This is a genomic window from Actinomadura graeca (assembly GCF_019175365.1).
In the GTDB taxonomy this organism is placed as follows: domain Bacteria; phylum Actinomycetota; class Actinomycetes; order Streptosporangiales; family Streptosporangiaceae; genus Spirillospora; species Spirillospora graeca.
In genome coordinates, this window is record NZ_CP059572.1 from 946681 (window position 1) to 967589 (window position 20909).

The 20909-nt window shown below is 72.9% G+C and carries 18 protein-coding genes; 11 read left to right on the forward strand and 7 right to left on the reverse strand.

What is annotated here, in order from left to right; translation table 11 throughout:
- Nucleotides 1-71 precede the first annotated feature (71 nt).
- On the reverse strand, nt 72-2699 hold the full coding sequence (gene polA, locus AGRA3207_RS04605; protein ID WP_231333299.1) for a DNA polymerase I: 2628 nt from the start codon (nt 2697-2699) through the stop codon (nt 72-74).
- A 238-nt stretch (nt 2700-2937) separates the two neighbouring features.
- Between polA and AGRA3207_RS04610 the strand changes: the two genes are divergently transcribed.
- Together AGRA3207_RS04610 and AGRA3207_RS04615 are read left to right on the forward strand one after the other, a co-directional pair.
- Nucleotides 2938-4281 (forward strand): PP2C family protein-serine/threonine phosphatase, encoded by a 1344-nt coding sequence (locus AGRA3207_RS04610; RefSeq protein ID WP_231333300.1) that lies wholly within the window; start codon nt 2938-2940, stop codon nt 4279-4281.
- A 3-nt stretch (nt 4282-4284) separates the two neighbouring features.
- Nucleotides 4285-5091, forward strand: a complete 807-nt coding sequence (locus tag AGRA3207_RS04615) for an SAM-dependent methyltransferase (protein WP_231333301.1) — start codon at nt 4285-4287, stop codon at nt 5089-5091.
- 86 nt (nt 5092-5177) lie between these two features.
- Here the strand turns inward: AGRA3207_RS04615 and AGRA3207_RS04620 are convergent, their stop codons facing one another.
- Nucleotides 5178-6686, reverse strand: coding sequence for a M20/M25/M40 family metallo-hydrolase (locus AGRA3207_RS04620; RefSeq protein ID WP_231333302.1), 1509 nt, complete (start codon nt 6684-6686; stop codon nt 5178-5180).
- Between the two features lie 421 nt (nt 6687-7107).
- Between AGRA3207_RS04620 and AGRA3207_RS04625 the strand changes: the two genes are divergently transcribed.
- The 4 genes from AGRA3207_RS04625 to AGRA3207_RS04640 are packed head-to-tail and all read left to right on the forward strand — an operon-like array spanning nt 7108 to nt 10890.
- Entirely contained in the window at nt 7108-9492 is a 2385-nt protein-coding gene (locus AGRA3207_RS04625) for a sensor histidine kinase (RefSeq protein WP_231333303.1), read from the forward strand.
- The gene (locus AGRA3207_RS04630; protein ID WP_231333304.1) at nt 9489-9920 is read left to right on the forward strand and encodes a roadblock/LC7 domain-containing protein; all 432 of its coding nucleotides are present in this window, start codon (nt 9489-9491) and stop codon (nt 9918-9920) included. The genes AGRA3207_RS04625 and AGRA3207_RS04630 overlap by 4 nt, the downstream gene beginning before the upstream one ends.
- A gap of 6 nt (nt 9921-9926) precedes the next feature.
- Nucleotides 9927-10301 (forward strand): DUF742 domain-containing protein, encoded by a 375-nt coding sequence (locus AGRA3207_RS04635; RefSeq protein ID WP_231333305.1) that lies wholly within the window; start codon nt 9927-9929, stop codon nt 10299-10301.
- Nucleotides 10282-10890, forward strand: coding sequence for a GTP-binding protein (locus AGRA3207_RS04640; protein WP_231333306.1), 609 nt, complete (start codon nt 10282-10284; stop codon nt 10888-10890). Before AGRA3207_RS04635 ends, AGRA3207_RS04640 begins: the two co-directional genes overlap by 20 nt.
- Here AGRA3207_RS04640 and AGRA3207_RS04645 read toward each other — a convergent pair.
- The gene (locus AGRA3207_RS04645; RefSeq protein WP_231333307.1) at nt 10847-11452 is read right to left on the reverse strand and encodes a TetR/AcrR family transcriptional regulator; all 606 of its coding nucleotides are present in this window, start codon (nt 11450-11452) and stop codon (nt 10847-10849) included. The genes AGRA3207_RS04640 and AGRA3207_RS04645 overlap by 44 nt on opposite strands.
- A gap of 71 nt (nt 11453-11523) precedes the next feature.
- On the opposite strand from AGRA3207_RS04645, the gene AGRA3207_RS04650 reads away from it, so the two are divergent.
- Nucleotides 11524-12666 (forward strand): acyl-CoA dehydrogenase family protein, encoded by a 1143-nt coding sequence (locus AGRA3207_RS04650; protein WP_231333308.1) that lies wholly within the window; start codon nt 11524-11526, stop codon nt 12664-12666.
- Nucleotides 12667-12774: 108 nt separating this feature from the next.
- On the opposite strand, the gene AGRA3207_RS04655 is transcribed toward AGRA3207_RS04650, so the two are convergent.
- Together AGRA3207_RS04655 and AGRA3207_RS04660 are read right to left on the reverse strand one after the other, a co-directional pair.
- Nucleotides 12775-13425 (reverse strand): DUF4360 domain-containing protein, encoded by a 651-nt coding sequence (locus tag AGRA3207_RS04655; RefSeq protein WP_231333309.1) that lies wholly within the window; start codon nt 13423-13425, stop codon nt 12775-12777.
- A gap of 103 nt (nt 13426-13528) precedes the next feature.
- Nucleotides 13529-14182 carry a DUF4360 domain-containing protein gene (locus AGRA3207_RS04660; protein ID WP_231333310.1) on the reverse strand — a complete coding sequence of 218 codons (654 nt, stop codon included), beginning with the start codon at nt 14180-14182 and terminating at the stop codon, nt 13529-13531.
- A 650-nt stretch (nt 14183-14832) separates the two neighbouring features.
- Between AGRA3207_RS04660 and AGRA3207_RS04665 the strand changes: the two genes are divergently transcribed.
- The 3 genes from AGRA3207_RS04665 to AGRA3207_RS04675 all read left to right on the forward strand — a co-directional run bounded on the left by AGRA3207_RS04665 (nt 14833) and on the right by AGRA3207_RS04675 (nt 17747).
- Nucleotides 14833-15633, forward strand: coding sequence for a 4Fe-4S dicluster domain-containing protein (locus AGRA3207_RS04665; protein WP_231336231.1), 801 nt, complete (start codon nt 14833-14835; stop codon nt 15631-15633).
- On the forward strand, nt 15630-16709 hold the full coding sequence (nrfD, locus tag AGRA3207_RS04670) for an NrfD/PsrC family molybdoenzyme membrane anchor subunit (RefSeq protein WP_420830867.1): 1080 nt from the start codon (nt 15630-15632) through the stop codon (nt 16707-16709). The genes AGRA3207_RS04665 and nrfD overlap by 4 nt, the downstream gene beginning before the upstream one ends.
- A gap of 177 nt (nt 16710-16886) precedes the next feature.
- Nucleotides 16887-17747 carry a DNA-binding domain-containing protein gene (locus tag AGRA3207_RS04675; protein ID WP_231333311.1) on the forward strand — a complete coding sequence of 287 codons (861 nt, stop codon included), beginning with the start codon at nt 16887-16889 and terminating at the stop codon, nt 17745-17747.
- On the opposite strand, the gene AGRA3207_RS04680 is transcribed toward AGRA3207_RS04675, so the two are convergent.
- Nucleotides 17710-18459: a DUF4261 domain-containing protein gene (locus tag AGRA3207_RS04680; RefSeq protein ID WP_231333312.1), complete on the reverse strand. Its 750-nt coding sequence runs from the start codon at nt 18457-18459 to the stop codon at nt 17710-17712. The two genes, AGRA3207_RS04675 and AGRA3207_RS04680, sit on opposite strands and share 38 nt — an antisense overlap.
- Before the next feature lie 205 nt (nt 18460-18664).
- Between AGRA3207_RS04680 and qcrB the strand changes: the two genes are divergently transcribed.
- Entirely contained in the window at nt 18665-20365 is a 1701-nt protein-coding gene (gene qcrB / locus AGRA3207_RS04685; RefSeq protein ID WP_231333313.1) for a cytochrome bc1 complex cytochrome b subunit, read from the forward strand.
- Nucleotides 20366-20381: 16 nt separating this feature from the next.
- On the opposite strand, the gene AGRA3207_RS04690 is transcribed toward qcrB, so the two are convergent.
- Complete coding sequence (locus AGRA3207_RS04690) at nt 20382-20882, reverse strand: TetR/AcrR family transcriptional regulator (protein WP_231333314.1); 501 nt, start codon at nt 20880-20882, stop codon at nt 20382-20384.
- Nucleotides 20883-20909: the final 27 nt, after the last annotated feature.

A 20909-nucleotide genomic window follows, 5' to 3' on the forward strand; every position in this document is an offset into this window, starting at 1 on the left:
TTTCTTCTCGGGCCGCCGGGGGATGTTCGACTGCGGTGCGAAAAGAAGGTGAGGGGCGGTGCCGGGAATGGTCAGTGCGCGGCGGCGTCCCAGTCGGGCCCGCAGCCGATCGCGGCGTCGAGGCCGACGGCGAGCGGATAGGCGGCGGTCATCTCCGCGCGGACCAGCCCGGCGACACGGTCCCGTTCACCCGGCGCCACCTCCAGGACGATCTCGTCGTGCACCTGGAGCAGGAGGCGGCTGCGCAGTCCCGCGGCGCGGAGCGCCCCGTCCACCCGCAGCATCGCGATCTTGACGATGTCGGCGGCCGAGCCCTGGACGGGCGCGTTCAGCGCCATCCGCTCGGCGGCCTCGCGGCGCCGCCGGTCGTCGCTGGACAGGTGCGGCAGGTACCGGCGGCGGCCGAGGAGCGTGCGGGTGTACCCGGTCACCCGGGCCTCGGCGACGACGTGGTCGAGGTAGTCGCGCACGCCGCCCAGCCGCGCGAAGTAGGCGTCCATCAGCGGGCGCGCCTCGGATATCGGCACGCCGAGGCGCTTGGCCAGCCCGAACGCCGACAGCCCGTAGGCCAGGCCGTAGGACATCGCCTTGATCCTGCGGCGCATGTCCGGGGTGACGGCGTCCGGCGGGACTCCGAAGACCTGCGCCGCCGTCGTGGTGTGCAGGTCCTCGCCGGACGCGAAGGCGGCCAGCAGCGTCGGGTCCTGCGACAGGTGCGCCATGACGCGCAGTTCGAGCTGGCCGTAGTCGGCGGTCATCAGCGACTCGAAGCCCTCGCCGGGCCGGAACGCCCGCCTGATCCGCCGGCCCTCGGGGGTGCGGACGGGGATGACCTGGAGGTTCGGGTCGGCGGAGGTGAGCCGCCCGGTCGCGGCGACGGTCTGCTGGAAGGTGGTGTGGATCCGCCCGTCCCGCCCGATCTCCCGGATCAGCCCGGTGACCGTCGCGCGCAGCCGCGCCTGGTCGCGGTGGCGCAGCAGGATCCGCGGCAGCTCGTGCCCGGTCCGGCCGGCGAGCCAGGTCAGCGCGTCCAGGTCGGTGGAGTACCCGGATTTGATCTTCTTGGTCCTCGGCAGGTCCAGCTCGCCGAACAGCACCTCCTGGAGCTGCTTGGTCGACCCGGGGTTGAACCGGCGCCCGGCGATCGCGGCGGCCTCGTCCGCGGCCCTGTCCATCCCGGCGGCGAAGCGCCGCTCCAGCTCGCGCAGCAGGTCCCCGTCGACGTGGACGCCGGTGCGCTCGGCGCGGGCGAGCAGGGCGGACAGGGGCAGCTCCACCTCGTCCATCACCGTGTCCATCCCGGCCGCGGTCAGCTCGGGGGCGAGCCGGCCCGCCAGGTCGAGGACGGCCCCGGCCCGCAGCATCGTCCCGGCGGCCCCCTCGGCGGACGGGCGGCGGCCGAGGTGGCGGGCCGCGAGGTCGGCGACGCCGTAGGCGGCCAGGCCGGGCAGGAGGAGGTAGGCGGCCATCGCGGTGTCGGAGGCGACGCCGTCGAGCGTCCAGCCGTGCTCGGGCAGGACCCGCAGCAGCGACTTCACGTCGTGCAGCGCCTTCGGGCGGCCGGGGTCGCGGAGCCAGCCCGCGAAGGCCCGCTCGTCGGCGGCGGTCAGCGCGGCGGGCTCGAAGGACGCGGCGTGGCCGTCGGGGGCGGCGAGCGCGATCCGCCCGATCCGTCCGGCGCCCCGCTCCCAGGTGTGGTCGGCGGCCATCCCGATGAGGCCCGCCGGCCGCGCGGCCAGCCAGCCGGCCAGCTCGCCCGGGCCGAGCCCGCGGCCCTTCAGCGTCGCGCGGGCCCCGGCGGGCCGCCCGCCGCCGGGGTCGGCGGCGAAGAGCCGCTGCCGGAGGCTGGGGTTGCGGAACTCCAGGTCGTCCAGCAGCGCCGTGAGGGCCGCCTGGTCGTAGGGGCGGCGGCGCAGGTCGTCCAGGCCGGCGGGGAGGTCCAGGTCGCGGACGAGCTCGGTCAGCCGCCGGTTGAGCAGGACGCTGTCCAGCGCCGCCCGCAGCCTCTCCCCCGCCTTGCCGGTGACCTCGTGGGCACGTTCCACCAGCGCGTCCAGGGACCCGTACTCGCGGATCCACCGGGCGGCCGTCTTCTCCCCGATACCCGGGATGCCCGGGAGGTTGTCGGACGGGTCGCCGCGCAGCGCCGCGAAGTCCGGGTACTGGGCGGGCGTCAGGCCGTACTTCTCCTGGACGAGGGCGGGCGTGTAGCGGACCATCTCCGACGCCGTCCGGTAGAAGTACAGGACGGTCACGTCGTCCTTCACGAGCTGGAGCGCGTCCCGGTCCCCGGTGACGATCAGCACGCCGTGCCCGGCCGCCTCGGCCCGCGCGGCCAGGGTCGCGATGACGTCGTCGGCCTCGTATCCGGGCGCCCGCACGGTCGCGATGTTCATCGCGGCGAGCAGGTCGTCCAGGACCGCCAGCTGCTCGCCGAACCCCTCGGGGGACCGCGACCGGCCGGCCTTGTAGCCGGGGAACGCCTCGGTGCGGAACGTCCGGCGGGAGACGTCGAAGGCCACCGCCGCGTGGGTGGGCCTTTCGTCGCGCAGGACATTGGCCAGCATGTTCGCGAACCCGTAGACGACATTGGTGGGCCGGCCGGAGGTCGTGCTGAAGTTCTCGACCGGCAGCGCGTAGAACGCCCGGTAGGCCAGTGAGTGGCCGTCCAGGAGCAGCAGGCGGGGCCGGTCGGTCATGAGCCCATCCTGGCATCCGCGCCCGCGCGGGCACCGTTCGAGGGTGCGCACATGGCACCGCGACCGCCGATTCCTGCTTTCTCGACGGGCCACCGCAATTGTCCCGGCCACCGTTTTAACGGCTCCCCTCTATTACGGCCCGTCTGGAGACGGGACGAATGCATGCACAGATAAGGGGTGTCCCACTCTCATGGTTAGGCTTGCCTTTCATCTGACCGTCCGGCGGGAGGCGCGAGGCGTGAACGCTGATGTCGAGGCAGGCGGGCCGCCGCGCGACCCGGCCCCGGCGGACGCCGCGATCGCGCGGCTGAGCCTGCTGACCATGGCCGGCGCCCGGATGGCCGGCACCCTGGACATGGAGCGGGTCGCCCGGCAGCTCGTCGAGGTGGCGCTGGGCGGGTTCGCCGACACCGCCGGGGTGTACGTGGCCGAGCACCTCATCGTCGGCGACGAGGTCCCCCGGCCGTCCGGGTCCCGGTCGGTCGAGGTGCGGCGCATCGCGCTCGGCGCCGCGCACGCCGACCTGGAGGACTGCTTCCCACCCGGCGAGGTCCTCGTGTTCGCCCCCGACACCGCGGTCGCCGCCTGCGTCCGGGAAGGCACGCTCCAACGGTTCGCGGAGCTGCCCGCCGACATCGGCACCGCGCACCCCGGCGCGCGGGACCGGCTCGGCGACCTGGTCGACTTCGTGCTCGTCCCGCTGCGGACCGACACGGCGGTCCTCGGGTTCGCCGCGTTCGCGCGCGACGCCGACGCGGGCCCGTTCACCGCCGAGCACACCGCGGTCGCCGCGGAGCTGGCGGCGCTGGCCGCCGGCTGCCTGGACAACGCCCGCCGCTACCAGCGCGAGCACGCGGCGGCGCGGGCCCTCCAGGCGGGCCTGCTGCCCCGGACACCCGGCACCGTCCCCGGCGTCCAGGTCGCGCACCGCTCGGTGCCCGCCGGGCACGCCAACCTGGTCGGCGGCGACTGGTGCGACATCGTCCCGCTGCCCGCCGGGCGGGTCGCGCTCGTCATCGGCGACGCGATGGGGCACGGCTCGGCCGCCGCCGCGGCGATGGTGCAGCTGCGCGCCGCGGCGCGGACGCTGGCGATGCTCGACCTCGGCCCGGCGCGGATCCTCACCTGGCTGGACCGCATCGCGCCGAGCCTCGGCCCCGTCCAGTTCGCCACCTGCGCCTGCGCCGTCCTGGACACCGCCACGCGGACGGGCGTGCTCGGCCGCGCCGGGCACCCACCGCCGATCATGCTGCGCCCCGACGGCGGCTGCGACATCGTGGACATGCCGCCCGGGCTGCCGCTCGGCCTCGGCAACACCGTCTACGAGGACGTCAGCGTGCCCTTCCCCGACGGGACGACCCTCGTCCTGTACACCGACGGGCTGATCGAGTCACGCGAGCGCGACCTGGAGGCCGGCCTCGCCGCGCTGCGGTCCGCGCTCGCCGACGCCACCGCGAGCCTGGACGAGGCGTGCGGCGCCGTCGTCGCCAAGCTCGTCTCCACGCCGAGCCAGGACGACGTCACGGTGATGCTCGTCCGCGCCCACGACCAGGACGAGATCCCCGGACCAGAGGAGAGGTAGCACGTGGACGGACCCGACTGGACCTCCGGCATCGACCGGGGGCGGGCAAGCGTCGCGCGCGTCTACGACTACCTGCTCGGCGGGGCGCACAACTTCTCCGCCGACCGGGACGTCGCGCGCACGCTGGAGGCGATCGAGCCGCGGGCGCGGGCGATCGCCGCCGCGAACCGGGCGTTCCTCACCCGGGCGACCCGGTACCTGGCGGCGGAGGCGGGGGTCCGGCAGTTCATCGACATCGGCTCGGGCATCCCGACACAGGGCAACGTGCACGAGATCGTCCAGCGGGTGGACCCGGAGGCCAGGGTCGTCTACGTGGACCACGACCCGGTCGCGGTGGCGCACAGCACCTCGATCCTGGCCGAGAACCCGCACGCGGACGTGGTGCAGGCCGACATCACCGACCCGGGGTCGATCCTGGAGCACCCCGCCGTCCGCGAGATGATCGATTTCGACGAGCCGGTCGGGCTGCTGCTGGTGGCCGTGCTGCACTTCGTCCCCGACGACCGCGACCCCGCCGCGATCCTCGCCGCGCTGACCGCGCCGCTCCCGCCGGGCAGCCACCTGGCCATCAGCCACGGCACCCACAAGGAGCAGACGGCCGAGGCCGTCCGGCAGGTCTACCGCCGCGCGGTGTCGGGCGGCCAGGCCACCCTCCGCACCGCCGGCCAGATCAGGGACCTCTTCGCGGGGTTCGACCTCCTCGACCCCGGGCTCGTGCACGGCCCGCTCTGGCGTCCCGACTCCCCGCAGGACGTCCCGGAGGACCCCGAGCGGTTCTGGTTCTACGCGGGCCTCGGCCGGAAGCGGTGAGGGACGCCTGACATGGCCGAGGGACGCGCCCGGCATGGGCGCGTCCCTCAGAGGAAGGTCACTCGGCGGAGATCACCCCGCGGGGGTCACTCCGTGGCGTACGGGCCCGCCTGCCGCGGTGCCACGGCCTTGGGCTGCGCCCGCCGCTTGGCGAACTCGTTGCCGTTCACCGTCAGCGTGCTGTGGGCGAACAGTTCCGTGACCGCCGCGGTGGCACCGATCATCTGCTCGAAGCCCGTGGTGCTCACGTTGCCGTAGCGGTCGCATGCCTGGTGGTAGCAGGGGTCGTACGGCTTCCCGGCGGTGCCGCCGTACACCGTGGCCTGCTGCGGCGTCTTGATGCCCTCGGCGCCGGTGAAGATGCCGCCTGCCGGGATGCCCGCGGTGATGAAGGCGTTGTAGTCCGACCGCCCGTTGAACGGGGTCGGGTCGGTGGCGAGCTTGGCGGACGCGAAGTGGTCGTTGAACGCCTTCTCGATCGCCCCGGAACCGGCGGGCGGCTCGACGTTGTTCTGGCCCGCGCTGTTGTCGCCGTCGTAGACGAACCGCACGAAGTTGGGCGAGGCGAGCATGTCGAAGTTCAGGTCCAGCGCGATCTTGTCGCGCTCGGCCTGCGGGAGCCCGTCGACGTAGTGCTGGGAGCCGAGCAGGCCCTCCTCCTCGGCGCCCCAGAACGCGAACCGCACCTGGTTGCGGACCTTGCCGCCGAGCTTGCCGATCTGCTGTGCGACGGCCAGCAGCGTCGCGGTGCCCGAGCCGTCGTCATTGATGCCGGGGCCCTCGGTGACGCTGTCGTTGTGGGCGCCGAGGACGACGACGTTGTCGGCGCGGCCGCGCTTGCTGTTGGCGATGACGTTGGACGTCTCGCGCTTCTGGGTGAGGGTGTCGGTCCGCACGCGCAGCGTGAGGCCGCCGTTCTGCGCCTGCTTCACCAGGTCGGTGCCGATGGCGTTCGTCGGGCCGACCACCGGGATCGTGTACGGCTTGCCCAGCGTCCCCGCGACCGGGCCCGGCGTGCCGGGGAGCTGGTAGATGACCACGGCGCTCGCGCCGGCGGCGACGGCGTTGTCGCTCTTGACGGAGAAGAGGCAGCCGCCCCGCTGGATCAGCGCGACGTGCCCCTTCGGGAAGCCCGCGAAGTCGGCGGCCTCGCAGCCGCTCCCCGTCCCGGTGGCGCCGGGGTCGACGGGGGTGGCGGCGGCCGTGACGTCGCCCGACCCCGAGTACTGGAACGTCTCGAAGTCGCTGTCCGGCGTGTACGCCTTCGGGTTCGGGGCGGTCACGGCGAACGCCGGAGGGGACTTCTCCTGCCAGAAGTCGAAGGTGAAGTTCTGCACCTGCGGCGCGTAGCCGGCCCGCTTGAGCTGGTCCGCGATGTACTTGACCGTGATCTTGTTGCCGGGGAGCCCGGCGGCACGGTTGCCGCCGTTCGCGTCCGCGATCTTCTCCAGGTTCAGCTGGTGGTGGCGGACGGCCTTGAGCGTGACGAGCGAGGCCAGCTTCGGTGGTGCCGGCGCGGCCTGGGCCCCGGCCGCCGTCAGGGTGGTGGCGGCGAGCGACAGGCCGAGGAGTGATGCTAGCGCGACTTTGCGCATGACTCGGTCTCCGATGACGAGGGGGACAAAGCATCCGAAGCCTGGCATGTGCCAAAAACCGCTACAAGGCACAAATCGGCATCGGTACGGCCGGTGACGGACGCCCCACACGGCCCGTCCGCCCCCGTCCCCCGCACTCCCCCCGGGGCCGCCCGCGCCGGGTCCGCCGGGCTCCGCGGGGTCCCACCAGCAAGATCATGCGTCACGGCAGGCGAACGACACACATCTGATTAACAGGAGAACGCTGGCGTTCGCTAAATCAAACTAAGTATGCTGCCTCACCGTTTGATGGCGGTTTCGGATGACCAGGGAGTAGCCAGTGACGCGACCCGGGCAGATGCCCGCCTCTCCCCCCGCCGCTCCCCCGGCCGGCCCCCCGGCCCTGCCTCCGGCCGCCCCGCCACGGCCGCGCACCCGGACGGTGACGCAGCGTGTCGCGCTGCTCCTCGCCATCCCGCTCGTCTCCCTGGTGGTCCAGTGGGCCGTCCCCACGGTCGTCACGTGGACCCAGGCGCTCCAGCGGTTCGACTACTCGACCGTCTACGACAAGGTCGCCGTGCCCGCGCAGTCGGTCACCGACGCGATCCAGGAGGAGCGCCTCGCGGCCCTCGTCGCCGCGGGGTCGCGCACGAGCGGGAGCGAACGGCAGTTCCAGGAGCGCATGGCCAAGACGGACGAGGCGGTGGCCGCGTTCCGCAGGTCGGCCTTCTCCTCGGACAGCAAGGACGCGATGGACGACGCGGTGCTGCACCGCGTGGAGCAGCTCGACGCCATCTACGGCGGCCTGCCGGCGCTGCGGAACGAGGTGCGCGGCGACGGCGGCACGCGCCTCTTCGCCGTCAACCGGTACAGCTCGCTCGTCGACATCACGATGCGCGTGCTGACGACGCTGGTGAGCGTCGACGAGGTCACCGTCTACCAGCACACCAACGGTGTCCTGTACAACTACTGGGCCCGCGAGTTCATGCTGCGGGAGCACGCGCTGATGTCCGGGCTGAGGGTCGCCCGGATGACGCCGGAGGAACGCGCCGCGTTCGGCTCGTGGGCGGGAAGCCGCGAGCAGATGCTGGACCTCGGCCGGGCCACGGCGGGCGACGACGTCAACACGATCATGTCCGGCCTGCAAGGGAGCATCCCCTACTCCAGCTACACGACCCTGGAGGGGGCCATCCTGTGGAACGGCATCGCGCCGAACCCGCGGCGGTGGAAGGCCACGCTCGACGCGGTCATCCCCGCATGGCAGCGCGCCGCCCAGCAGTCCAGCGAACGGGTGGACACCAACGAGGTCAAGCCGGCCGGCCAGAAGATCCTGATCGGCTTCTACCTCGTCGGCGGTATCGGCCTGATCGGGCTCGTCGCCTCGATCGTGCTGTCGCTGGTGTTCGCGCGGCGGCTCACCGAGGAACTGCGCGCCCTCCAGCGGACGGCGCAGGTGCTGGCGCACGAGCGGCTGCCCCGCGTCGTGGCGCGGCTGCGGCGCGGTGAGCGGGTGGACGTGGAGGCCGAGGCGCCTCCACCGGAGACCGGCAGGACGCTGGAGGTCGCGCTGGTCAGCGAGGCGTTCCACGCCGTCCAGCGCACCGCGGTCAGCACCGCCGTCGGCGAGTCCGACCTGCGCGCGAGCATCAACCGCGTCTTCATCAACCTGTCGTGGCGCAGCCAGTCGCTGCTGCACCGGCAGCTCCGGCTGCTGGACGCCATGGAGCGCCGCGCCCGCAGCCCCGAGGAACTGGACGACCTGTTCCGGCTCGACCACCTCACGACCCGCATGCGGCGGCACGCCGAGGGCCTGGTCATCCTGTCCGGCTCGCCGACCGTCCGCGCCTGGGACCATCCCGTCGCCGCCGAGGACGTCGTGCGCGCCGCCATCGCCGAGGTCGAGGACTACCGGCGGATCGAGGTGACCGGCGCCTCGTCGGCGGCCGTCACCGGCAACGTCGTCGCCGACGTCATCCACCTGCTGGCCGAGCTCATCGAGAACGCCGCCGCGTTCTCCCCGCCGTCCACCGAGGTCACCGTGAAGGTGGAGACCGTCGCCAACGGGCTGGCGGTGGAGGTGGTGGACCGCGGCGTCGGCCTGCACCCCGAGGAGCTCGCGGAGCTGAACCGGCGGCTCGCCTCCGACGTCGAGTTCGACCTGGTCGACACCGAGCGGCTCGGGCTGTTCGTCGTCGCGCGGCTGGCCGCCCGGCACCGCATCCGGGTGCAGCTCCAGCCCTCCGCCTACGGAGGCACGACCGCGATCGTCCTGGTCCCGCACGCCCTGGTCGTGCTGGACGAGGACTGGCGCCCGGCGCTCGGCGAGGTCGCGATGCCCGAGCCCGCCGTCACGGCGACGGCGCTGCGGCCCGGCGGCATGGTCACCTCCCCCCTGCCGGCACTGCCGGGGCCTCCCTCGTACACGCCGCCCGCCGAGCCTCCCGCGGCGCCCGCGGCCCCGATGCCGCCCATGGCGCCCATGGCGCCGACGGCCCCCTCGGCGCCGCCGGCACCGGGGAGCGATCCGCTCGGACGTTTCGCTGGCCACACCCGGCCGTCCCCCGAGGATCCGCCTGCGTCCAACGGCGCGTCCAGCGAGATCACCGGCAGGCTCCCGCGCCGTATACGGCAACGGAATCTGGCCCCTCAGCTGCGGAAGCGTCCCGACCGCGCGCAGCCGGAGGAGCAGCCGGACGACTTCGACGAGCCGAGCCCTGAGCTCAGCCGGGACCTCATGTCCTCGCTACAGTCTGGATGGCTCCGCGGCCGGGACACCGACGACGAGACCGGCGAATCCGGTGCACGTGACGAATGGGGGGAATCATGACGCAGCAGGCACATGCCGGCGGTGAGCTCGACTGGCTGCTCGACGACCTGGTGGAGCGGGTCGGGGAGGTTCGCCAGGCGGTGCTGCTGTCGCGCGACGGCCTGGTCATGGGAGCCTCCGGCCGCGTCACCCGCAAGGACGCCGAGTTCCTCGCGGCGCTGTCGTCCGGCTTCCACAGCCTGGCCAACGGCGCGCGCGAGCACTTCGGGGCCAAGCAGGTGCGGCAGACCGTCGTCGAGCTTGACGGAATGCTGTTCTTCGTCATGCCCGCCGGCGACGGCAGCTGCCTCGCGGTGCTGAGCGACGCCGGCGGCAACGCCGGGCTCGTCGCCTACGAGACGACCATGCTGATCAAACGGGTGCGGCGGCAGCTGGGCGCCGCGCCGCGCGCGACGGGCGAGCCGTCGGACCCGCCCACGCGGACCTGAGCCGCCGTGGAGACGCCGAAGGAGCGCTGGATCGGCCGCGACGCCGGGCCGGTCGTACGGCCGTACGCGGTGACGCGCGGCCGCACCCGGCCGATAGGCCCGGCCATGGACATCGTCACCATCCTGGTCGCCACCGGGCGGACGCCCGCCGACCGGGTGTGGCTCTCACGCGAACAACGGCGGCTGCTGGAGCTGTGCCGGCAGCCGTCGACTCCCGCGGACCTGGCCTCGGAGACCGATCTGCCGTTACAAGTCGTCCAGATCCTGCTGGCCGACCTGCACCAGTACGGCCTGATCGAGGAGAAGCGGCAGTCCGAGCAGCCCGATCGCCCAGACCCCCGGATACTGATGAGAGTGCTCGATGAACTTCGCCGCCTCTGACACCTTCGGCGCCGTCCCGCCACACGACGCCGACGACATCCCCCAGCACACCCTCAAGATCCTCGTGGCCGGCGGCTTCGGCGTCGGCAAGACGACGTTCGTGGGGGTGGTCAGCGAGATCCGCCCGCTGCGCACCGAGGAGAGGCTCACCGACGCCTCGACCGGTGTGGACGACCTCGACGGGCTGGCCAGCAAGTCCACCACCACCGTGGCCATGGACTTCGGCCGGCTCACGTTCTCCGGCGGCGTGCGGCTCTACCTGTTCGGGACTCCGGGGCAGGAGCGGTTCTGGTTCATGTGGGACCAGATCGCCTACGGGGCGGTGGGCGCGATCGTGCTCGTGGATACCCGGCGGCTGACCACGAGCTTCGCGTCCATCGACTACTTCGAGCAGCGGGAGATCCCGTTCGTGATCGCCGCGAACGTCTTCGACGGCGCGCGCCGGTACACCGTCGACGACATCCGGAGCGCGCTGGACGTCGATCCCCAGGTGCCGGTCATGCTGTGCGACGTGCGCCGCCCGGAGGTGGCCAAGAACATCCTGGTCACACTGGTCGAGCACGCCCTGCAGTCATCCGGGCCACGATGAGGGACGCGAGCGCGGCGTAGGCGGCGGAGTCGTCCAGGCCCGTCCGGGCCTTGATCTCGCCCCGGTGGATGGACTCCATCACCTGGCCCGCGACGGCGCCGACGAACGCCGCGTCCGCGTCCCCTCCCGGATCCGCCTCCGTGACGAGCCCCTGCACGCGCCGGACGGCGAAGGCGGTGTTCCGCTGGTAGATCTCGCGTGCGGGGGCGAAGGCGTCGAGGTCGGCGAAGAACGCGGGCGAGGCGGGCGCGAGCGCGTCGGAGATCGCGCGCAGGTACGCGCCGACGCGGTCGCGGGGGTCGGCGCCGCCGTCCAGCGCGGCCTCGACCCGCGCGGTCGCGCGGCGGAAGAACGCGCGGACCACGGTGACGATGATCTGCTCCCGGCTGGGCGCCACGGCGTAGAGCGTGCTCTTGGAGCAGTGCAGCACCGCGGCCAGCTCCGCCACGCTCAGCCCGGCGAAGCCCCGGTCGAGGAACACCTCGATGAGCCGCTCGACGAGGTCCTCGCGCCGCCGCTCCGCCCGTGACAGCCCCGTGAGCGTCCGCGTCATGCCGTCCATCCGGAGACAGTACCAAAGAGGGTTCTCCAGTACTGACACTGGTACTCTGAGGGTCGGCGAAAGGAGTCACCATGCCCGCCACCCGCCACCTGCCGACGTCCGAGTCGGCGGACCTGGTCGCACTGGTCCGCGAGATAGCGGCCAAGGAGCTGGCGCCGCGCGTGGCCGACGCCGAGCGCGCCGGCGACTTCCCCCGCGACGTCTTCACGACGCTCGGACGGGCGGGGCTCCTGACACTGCCCTACCCGGAGCGGTACGGCGGCGGCGACCAGCCCTACGAGGTCTACCTGCAGGCCCTTGAGGAGATCGGCACGGCCTGGGCGAGCGTGGGCGTCGGCGTCAGCGTGCACGCCCTCTCCTGCTTCCCCCTGTTCGCGTACGGCACCGAGGAGCAGCGCGGGCGATGGCTCCCCGACCTGCTGTCGGGCGAGCGGCTCGGCGCGTACTGCCTGTCGGAGGCGCACGCGGGCTCCGACCCGGCCGCGATGCGCGCGAAGGCCGTGCGCGACGGCGACTCCTACGTCCTGAACGGCGCGAAGGCGTGGACGACCCACGGCGGCGAGGCCGACTTCTACACCGTCATGGCCCGCACGTCCGCCGAGGGGTCGCGCGGCATCTCCTGCTTCCACGTCCCGTCCGGGACGCCGGGGCTGGAGTTCGACCCGCCCGAGGACAAGATGGGCCTGATGGGCTCCACGACGGCGACGGTCCGGCTCGTCGACGCGCGGATCCCGGCCGACCACCTCATCGGCGCGGAGGGCCAGGGCCTGGCCATCGCCCTCGCGGGCCTGGACGCGGGGCGGCTCGGCATCGCCGCGGTCGCCACCGGCCTCGCCCAGGCGGCGCTCGACACCGCCGTCGGCTACGCCAAGGAACGTGAAGCGTTCGGCAAGGCGATCATTGAGCACCAGGGGCTCGCGTTCGTGCTCGCGGACATGGCCGCCGCCGTCGAATCGTCCCGCGCCACCTACCTCGCCGCCGCACGGCTCAAGGACGCGGGCCGCCCCTACGGCCGGGAGGCGTCGATCGCGAAGTTGGTCGCCACCGACAACGCGATGCGGGTGACGACCGACGCGGTCCAGGTCCTCGGCGGCGCCGGCTACACCCGCGACTTCCCGGCCGAGCGCTTCATGCGCGAGGCGAAGGTGATGCAGATCTTCGAGGGGACCAACCAGATCCAGCGGCTCGTCATCTCCCGCCACCTCGCCCGCTGACCCCCGCGGCCCCGGCCGCGGACGCCGCTAGGGCCGCGCCCACCCCCGAGAGTGGACGCGGCCCGGTAAGCCGGTCGCCGGCGGGGTTCGGCGACCGTCGGCGGGGTGTTACGCGGGGCAGCGCTTCCAGGCGAAGTGGTACGTCGTCTTGACGCTGCCGTCGGTGGAGTCGAACGCCATGAAGCTGGTCTTGTTGGCGTCGCTGCCCTTGTTCACGCGCAGCTCGGTGTTCACGTTGAAGTTGCGGTCCTCACCGCAGGGCTTGAACACCAGCTCGGCGACCGGGGTGCGGTCGCTGAACTGCCAGTTGTCGGAGTACGAGCCCTTGACCGTGTGGCTGACCGGGGTCGTCTGCTGCATGCCCTGGTGGTAGTAACTGGCGCGCTCCAGACCCGACGCGCCGGCCTCCAGGTGCGCGAAGCCGCGGTAGTCCGCGCCGGCGATCGCGTAGGTGAAGCCCTGCGGCACGTGCAGCCGCAGGTTGATCTGGCAGTTCTTGCGGAAGTCGGTCGCCTTGGAGTCCCCGCCCGCCTGGGCGAGGTAGTCGCTGTAGGTGACCGTGAACGCGGTGTTGTCGCTCGCCGTGGCGACGGCGGCCGTGCCGGCGCGGCAGCCGGAGCCGTTCACGGTGAGGACGTCGATGACGATCCGGTCCGGGGGCGGCGGGTCGTCGGTGCCGGCGGAGGCGGTGGGAGCCATTGCGCCCGCCAGGGCCAGAGCGGTCGCGCAGGCCGCCGTGGCGGTGATTGCCTTACGCATCGGTTGTTCTCTCCTTACGGGGGTGGAGGCGCGGAACTCGGGGTCATTCACATCCGGCGCTGGAGGAATTCGGGGGAGCGCCGGATGTGAATGGTCTGCTCGCCTAGGGGCAGCGCTTCCAGGCGAAGTGGTAGGTGGTCTTGATGCTGCCGTCCGTCGAGTCCATGGCCATGAAGCTGACCTTGTTCGGGTCGGACGTTCCCTTGTTCACCCGCAGCTCGGTGTTGATGTTGAAGTTGCGCTCCTCGCCACATGGCTTGTAGACGAGCTGCGCGACATCGTTCTTGTCGGTGAACTGCCAGTTGTCGGCGTAAGCGCCCTTGATGGGGTGCTCGGCCTTACCGGTCTGCGACATGCCCTGGAAGTAGTAGTGAGCCTTTTCCAGGCCAGACGAACCGGGCTCGAGGGACGCGAATCCCCGGTAGTCGGCAGACATGATCGCGTAGGTGAAGCCCTGGGGGACGTGCACCTTCATCGCGATCTGGCAGTTCTTCCGGAAGTCCGTGGCCGGTGAGGTGCCTCCCACCTGCGCCATGTAGTCGCTGTAGGTGACGGTGAAGGCCTCCTTGTCATCGGAGATGGCCACGGCGGCGGTGCCCGTGGGGCAGCCGGAGCCGTTCACCGTCGCGATCTCGATGGTGACCCCGTTGGGCCCGCGGGTGAAGTAGGAGGCTGAAGCCGAGGCCGGGGGGGCGGCCACGGCGGCCGTGGCGGTCATCGCCAGGGCGGCTGCGGAAATAGCGATCCCTTTACGCATGCGATTCCTCTTCGCTGGGGGCGGACGCGTTTTTTTCCTTCGGCGGCCGAAGAGTGGAACGTGATCCAGGATCTTGCCCGAAGAGTAACGGCGCCGATCAAGGGGGTCAACGTCCTGTTTTTAACTTCCCTTGAACCTTCAGTGCGGCGGCCCGGCAAAGCCCACCGGCCAGGGAGGGAAACCCGTCCAATCTGCGGAAACGGACCGTCCAACATTCCGAGCGGTCCCCGGCATCTCCCCGGATCGGTCCAGGAACAGACTCAATCGAATTTCAGAAACCGTTCAGATCGGCTAGAAAAACGGCTCCGGCCTGCGGCGGGACGACGGCGCGGGCGGGCGGTGGCGGAAGCCCGGCCCCCGCCCGCGGCACGCCCCCGAACGCGTTCCCGGCGTCCCCCGGCGGCGTGTCCGGGATGTCACGGACGGCGAGTCGCCGCAGGCCGGAGGCCCTCCCCCGCAGGCCCGCCCGCCCACCGGCGCCCGCACCGCCGGCACCTCCGGAGGTGTAGGAGTGGCCACCTGGGGAAAGGGCCCAGCGCCCTGTCCATCGATGGAGGTGGCGGATGAGCGGCCTGATCGGACGCAACCTGCTCGCCGGACCCGAACCCGACGTCGCCGCCGACGCCGGGTATCCGGACGCGCCCGCGCGGATGGGCTTCTTCACCGACACGTCGGTGTGCATCGGCTGCAAGGCGTGCGAGGTCGCCTGCAAGGAGTGGAACGCCGTCCCCGAGGACGGCCTGGAGTTCACGGGGATGTCCTACGACAACACCCAGGGGCTCGGCGCCGACACCTGGCGGCACGTCGCGTTCATCGAGCAGGACAAGCCGATGGGGAACGCCGCGACGGGCACGTCCGCCGACGGCACCGGCATGCGCTGGCTGATGGCGTCGGACGTGTGCAAGCACTGCACGCACGCGGCCTGCCTGGACGTCTGCCCCACCGGGTCGCTGTTCCGCACCGAGTTCGGCACTGTCGTCGTCCAGGAGGACATCTGCAACGGCTGCGGCTACTGCATCCCCGCCTGCCCGTACGGGGTCATCGACCAGCGCAAGGGCGACGGCCGCGCCTGGAAGTGCACGCTCTGCTACGACCGGCTCGGCGCGGGGCAGCAGCCCGCCTGCGCCAAGGCGTGCCCCACCGACTCGATCCAGTACGGGCCGCTGGAGGAGCTGCGCGAACGCGCCGCCGCGCGTCTCGACCAGCTCCACGATCTCGGCGTGGACGACGCCCGCCTCTACGGGGAGGACCCGGAGGACGGCGTGGGCGGCGATGGAGCGTTCTTCCTCCTGCTGGACGAGCCCGAGGTGTACGGCCTGCCGCCCGATCCGGTCGTGACGACCCGCGACCTGCCGTCCATGTGGCGGCACGCGGGCGCCGCCGCGCTGACCCTGCTCGGCGGGGCCGCCGCCGTCTTCGCGGTCCACGGCCGCGCGCGAGGACGGCGGTGAGCGGCCCCGGCGCCGGGGAGGGCGCACGCCCCGGCCGGGAGGCGCAGGTGGGCCAAGGCGTCCCCGGCGACGAGACCACGGGCAAGGAAGCGCACCGCAAGGGGGGCGGGCGGCGGAACCGGCGCGGCCGGCGCGGTGAGCGGGCGATGGTGCCGGACGCGGAGTTCACCTCCTACTACGGCAAGCCGATCCTCAACCCGCCCACCTGGAAGGCCCTGGACATCGCGGGGTACTTCTTCCTCGGCGGGCTCGCGGGCGCGGGCTCGGTGCTCGCGGCGGGCGCCCAGCTCACGGGCCGTCCCGCGACGGCCCGGGCGTTGAAGACCTCTTCGCTCGTGGCCATCGGCGGCTCGACCGCCGCGCTGGTCCACGACCTCGGGCGGCCCGCCCGCTTCCACCACATGCTCCGGGTCATGAAGCCGACCTCGCCGATGAGCGTCGGCTCCTGGCTGCTGGCGGCGTACGGCCCGGCCGCGGGCGCCGCCGCCGTCCTGGACGTGACGCGCCTCTTCCCGCGCCTCGGCACCGCGGCCACGGCGGGCGCGGCCGTCCTCGGACCCGCCGTCGCCGCGTACACCGCCGTGCTGGCCGCGGACACGGCCGTCCCCGCGTGGCACGAGGCCCACCGGGAGCTGCCGTTCGTGTTCGCCGGGTCGGCGACGGCCGCCGCGTCCGGGATGGCGCTCCTCACCTCCCCGGTCGCCGAGACCGGCCCGCTGCGCAGCGCCGCCGTGTTCGGCGCCGCGCTGGAGGCCGGGGCCGCCCGGCTGATGCGGCGGCGGCTCGGGATGATCGGAGAGAACTACGAGGAGGGGAGGGCCGGCCGGCTGATGCGCGCGGCGGAGGTCCTCGGCGCGGCCGGGGCCGCCGGTGCCGCACTGCTCGCCGGACGGAGCCGGGCGGCCGCGGCGCTGAGCGGCGCCGCGCTGCTCACCGCGTCCGCGTGCACGCGGTTCGGCGTCTTTTACGCGGGCGTGCGGTCGGCGGAGGACCCCAAGTACACGGTGGTCCCGCAGCGTGAGCGGATCGACGCCCGCGCCCGGGCGGCGTCCGCCTCGTCGGAGCCTCAGGGCTGACCGCCGGCCGGGCCCGTCTCCGCTCCGGTACGGATTCCTCTGGGGCGGGTGACACGGATCTGTCACCCGGTGATTACTCAAAGTCACTAGGCTGGTACGAGTAGTCGTCTCGCGATGGGAGCCCCGTGAACCGGACGAGCCGACCCGCTCGCTGCCGCGACCGGCGCGGCTGAGCCCGTGGAACCGGACGCCTTCGCCGGACGCAGGGAAGAATCCGCGGCCCCCTCCCCCGGCACCGGCCTGTGGGAGCGGGCCCGCGAGGTCATCGACGAGCGGGCGGCGCGCCCCGCGACGAGCGACCCGGCGACCCCGCACGCAGCGCAGGCGCCGCGCCGGACCGGCGAACAGCCGCACCCGATGGAGTCGATGCGGGACGGTCATCCCGCGCTGCGGGAGCTGCTCGGCGGCGAGCTGTTCGACGCCTTCGCCGCCGCGTACCTGAAGGCGGTGCCGCCGCCGCGCGCGAGCACTCCGGCCCGGCTCGGCGAGCGGTTCGCCGCCCACCTCGAAGAGCACCGGCCCGACCGCGTCCTGCCCGCCGGGCGGCGGGAGCCGTGGATCGACCTGGTGATCGACCTCGTCCGCTACGAGCGGCTGTTCGCCGAGGTCCATGACGGCCCGGGCACCGAGGAGGAGCCGCCCGGGGCCTGGCCCGCCGAGCCGCCGGAGAGGGTGCGCGCCGCGCCCGGGGTCCGCCTGCTGCGGGCCCGCGCGCACGTCCACCGGTACCACTCCGCGGTCCGGCGGGGCGGGCGGGCGGCGGTGCCCCCTCCCGTGCCGGTCCGGCTCGTGGTGTTCCGCCGCGACTACCGGGTCGTCACCGCATCGCCGCCTCCCGCCGCGTTCGTGCTGCTGGAGGTGCTGCTCGCCGGGTCGCCGCTGGACGCGGCGTCCGCCCGGGCGGGGATGGACGCCGCCGCCGCGGGCCGTCAGGTGCGCCGGTGGGTCGCGCAGCGCTGGATCGCCCCGATCCCGGCCGGGGCGTCCGGCGCCCCGCCGGTCATCCGGGGGTCATCCGCAGATAGCCGTGCGGATTGAAGAAGATGTCGTCCTCGTCGTACCGGTCGCAGGGGCGGTGCCCGAGGATCCAGCGGGGCTCGCCGGGCGCGGACCGGAAGCCCTCGCCGTCCTCGATCTCCCCGGCACGGCACTCGGTCAGCAGGTAGAGGGCGAGGGAGTCGATGAGCCCCGCCACGTCCTCGGGCTCCAGCCCTTCTCCCGGGTCCAGCTCCACGTCGGGCGACCCGAGCAGGTGCATGCCGCAGCTGTAGTGCAGGGGCCCGTCGGAGATCGGGCGCTTCACCAGCGCGCGGTACAGCGGGATCGCCGAATCGTCCGGGCTCCCGTCGTAGATGCCCGCGGCGAGGTCGAGCCAGCGGTCGCGCCCGTGGGTGAGGCCGTTGCTCTCGTTCTTCACGGCCGTCGCCCCGGAGCGCAGCAGGTCGGCGGCCAGCACCAGGGTCCGCCGCGCGACGGTGAACGCCACGTCCGGCAGGACGGGCGGCGACAGGACGTAGGCGACGGTGTCGTGCGACTCGACCGCGTCCCAGTCGGCGGCGGTGAAGGACACGCGCGCCGCGCACGCCTCGAACGCCTCCCCCATCCGCGGGTCGGGCTCGGCGGCGGAGTACTCCCAGTCGAGCCCGAAGCCCTCCTTCGCGGCCGTGGCCTCCACCGCGCCGAGGTCCAGTCCGGTGCCGAGAACGCACAGGACATGACGTGAGCTCATCAGCGTCTGGTCGTCGATCACGCGGCGCAGGCTACGCCAGGACGTGCGTCGTGGCAGCGTTTCCCCAGAATTGGACCGTTCCCGTAATAGCGGTATCACCCCCGGTGACCAGGCCGATGTCACACTTCCGGGGCCCGGTCTCGCGTGGGGGGACCGCCCGCCGATGTCACATTCGCCCCGCCGGAACGGTCTTGAGGGCGGAGGGCTCGACGAAAGGACTGTGACGATGGCGGGGACACGGGCGCCCGGCGGCGGCGCGACCACCGGGAGGACCGGATCCGGCAGGCCGCCGAGGGCGGTGGAGGCGACGTCCCGGGCACTGGACGAGCGGTTCGGCACGTCCGGCTTCGCCCGCAAGGCACTGCGCAAGGCGTTCCCGGACCAGTGGAGCTTCCTCGTCGGCGAGATCGCGATGTACTCCTTCGTGATCATCCTGCTGACCGGGGTGTACCTGACCCTGTTCTTCAAGCCGGGCATGCACGAGGTGGTCTACGACGGCTCGTACACCAAGCTGCGCGGGGTCGCGATGAGCGAGGCGTACGCCTCGACCCTGAAGATCAGCTTCGACGTCCGGGGCGGGCTGCTCGTCCGGCAGATCCACCACTGGTCGACGCTGATCTTCATGGGCGCGATCCTCGTCCACCTGCTGCGCAACTTCTTCAGCGGCGCGTTCCGCAAGCCGCGCGAGCTGAACTGGATCATCGGCGTGACCATGTTCATGCTCGTCATGGTGAACGGGCTGTTCGGCTACTCGCTGCCGGACGACCTGCTGTCGGGCACCGGCATCCGCATCCTCGAAGGGGTGCTGGCCTCGATCCCGCTGGTCGGGTCCTACCTGGTGATGTTCCTGTTCGGCGGGGAGTTCCCGGGCGGCGACATCATCCCCCGCCTGTACGTCGTCCACGTGCTGCTGATCCCCGGGCTGCTGGCTGCGCTGATCCCGCTGCACGCGGTCGTGCTGACGTGGCGGCAGACGCACACGCAGTTCCCCGGCAAGGGCAGCTCGAACACCACCGTCCGCGGCTATCCGTTCTTCCCCGTGTTCATCGCCAAGACGACGGCGCTGTTCCTGTGGGTCCTCGGCGTCACGACGCTGCTGGCGGCGTTCGTCCAGATCAACCCGATCTGGCTGTTCGGCCCCTACGACCCGGGCGCGATCAGCGCGGGCTCCCAGCCGGACTGGTACATGGGCTGGCTGGAGGGCGCGCTGCGGATCATGCCGGCCTGGGAGGTCACGGCGTGGGGCCACACCGTGACGCTGAGCGTGATCGTCCCGGCGCTGGCCGTCCCGGGGATCCTGTTCACCGGGCTGGCCGTCTACCCGTTCCTGGAACGCTGGGTGACCGGTGACCACCGGATCCACAACCTGCTCGACCGTCCCCGTGACGTGCCCGCGCGCACGGGTGTGGGCGTCGGCGGCATCGTGTTCTACGGGGTGCTGTGGGCGGCGGGCGGCAACGACGTCCTGGCGGCCAGGTTCGACGTCCCGCTGTTCTGGACGACGTGGTTCTTCCGCGGCGCGGTCGTCCTCGGGCCGGTCCTCGCCTACAGCGTCGCCTACCGGATCTGCGTCGGGCTCCAGCGCCGCGACCTCGGGCTCGTCCGGCACGGGCTGGAGACCGGCATCGTCCTCCGGTCCCCGGAAGGGGGGTTCAGCGAGGCGGAGCGGCACCTCCCCGCCGAGCGGATCGCCGCGATCACCGATCCGCGCCCGCCGGCCGCCGTCGACCTGGAGGTGCCGCCGCCGGTGGGGGGCGTGGAGAGCCCCCGGGGACGCCGCGCCGCCGGGCGGCTGCGCGCCGCGCTCAACCGCAGGTTCAGGGCCGACCTCGCCGTCGTCCCCGAGCGTCCCGCGGCCGCGCTGGAGGGGCGGGACGAGCGGCGGGACGAGCGGCGGCCCGCCGGCTCGGACGCGCCCTCGGGCTGAGCCTGGCGGGTCCGGGTCAGCGGGCGAACAGCAGGTGGATGACCGGGCGCGCGGCGGCCACGGGGTCATCGCCCAGGTCGTCGGGCAGCGCGCCGCTCAGCCACAGGGCGGCGAAGCCGTGCACGATGGACCACGCGGCGATCGCGGCCGTCCGCTCGCGCCCGGGGTCGCCGGGCGCGACGTCCCGGACGCCCGCGGTGAGGACGCCGTCCGCACGGCGCCGGGCGGTGTCCACCGCAGGGTCGTCCGCGCGGTACAGCTCGGGCCGGAAGATCACTTCGAAGTGCGCCCGGTGGTCGACGGCGAAGCGCACATAGGCCAGCCCCACCTCCTGGAGGCCGCCGCCGGCGCGCTCCAGCGCGTCCGCGAAGAGCGCGTACCCCTCGGCGGCCACGGCGGTCAGCAGCCCGGTCTTGTCGCCGAAGTGGTGGGCGGGCGCGGAGTGCGAAACGCCCGCCCGGCGGGCCAGCTCGCGCAGGCTCCAGCCCGCCGGCCCGGACTCGCGGATCGCCTCCACCGCGGCCCGCAGGATGACCCGCCGCAG